1 protein-coding gene is annotated in these 1,244 nt (G+C 74.9%); it reads left to right on the top strand.

Annotation, left to right across the window (positions count from 1 at the left end):
* Nucleotides 1-1,244 (top strand): M1 family metallopeptidase (locus H5J33_RS35720; RefSeq protein ID WP_181798786.1); only part of this gene is annotated, 1,244 nt, incomplete at both ends.

The following is a 1,244-nucleotide window of genomic DNA, read 5'->3' as shown; positions in this document are numbered from 1 at the left end:
GCGGCAACGGCGGCTACGACGTGCGCCACTACGACCTGACGCTCCGTTACGAGCCCGCCGCCCGGCGCCTCGACGGCACCGCGGTCCTCACCGCCCGCGCCACCCAGCGCCTGACCCGCTTCGACCTCGACCTGTCGGGGCTGACCGTCACCCGGGTCACGGTCGACGGCCGGGCCGCCCGCTTCACCCGCGACGGCCGGGAACTCGTCGTCACCCCGCCCAGCGCGCGGGCGAAGGGCCGCGACTTCCGCGTCGCCGTCACCTACCACGGCACCCCCCGGCCGGTCACCGACCCCGACGGCTCACCGGACGGCTGGATCCCCACCGACGACGGCGCGTTCGTCGCCGGCGAACCCCAGGGCGCCATGACCTGGTTCCCGGCCAACGGCCACCCCAAGGACAAGGCGTCGTACGACTTCACGCTCACCGTGCCGCGCGGCCACACCGCCGTCGCGGGCGGCGTCCTCCTCGGACAGCGCACCGCCCACGGCAGGACCACCTTCCGCTGGCGCCAGACCGAGCCGATGGCCGCCTACCTGGCCACCGCCACCATCGGCCGGTTCCGCACCGAGCACTACACCACCCGTGACGGCATCCAGGTGTACAACGCCGTGGACCCCCGCGAGGCCCGCGCCGCCGCGCCCGTGCTGAGGAAGCTGCCGTCCGTGCTGGAGTGGGAGAGTCGGCTCTTCGGGCCGTACCCGTTCCGGGCGGCCGGCTCCCTCGTCGACCACGCCCCGGACGTCGGCTACGCCCTGGAGACCCAGACCCGCCCGGTCTACGACTCGGCGCCCGACCTCGCCACCCTCGTCCACGAGAGCGCCCACCAGTGGTTCGGCGACTCCGTCTCCCTCACCGCCTGGCAGGACATCTGGCTCAACGAGGGCTTCGCCACCTACGCCGAGTGGCTCTACACCGAGCAGCACGGCGGCCCGAGCGCCCAGCGGACCTTCGACGCCCTCTACGCCCGCCCCGCCGGCGACGCCCTGTGGGCCTACCCGCCCGGCGCCCCCGGCAGCGGCAAGCGCATCTTCGGCACGCCCGTCTACGAGCGGGGCGCCATGACCCTGCACGCGCTGCGGCGGGCCGTCGGCGACCGGGACTTCTTCCGCGTGCTGCGCGCCTGGGCGGACGGGCACCGCGGCGGACACGGCACCACCGCGCAGTTCGCCGCGCTGGCCGAGCGGACCTCGGGAAAGCGGCTGAAGGGGCTGTTCCGCACCTGGCTGTACGCGCCGGGCAAG

Source organism: Streptomyces sp. WELS2, assembly GCF_013870595.1.
GTDB lineage: Bacteria > Actinomycetota > Actinomycetes > Streptomycetales > Streptomycetaceae > Streptomyces.
Note: the sequence above shows the minus strand (reverse complement) of the source record. Positions and strands in the feature narration are given on the sequence as shown.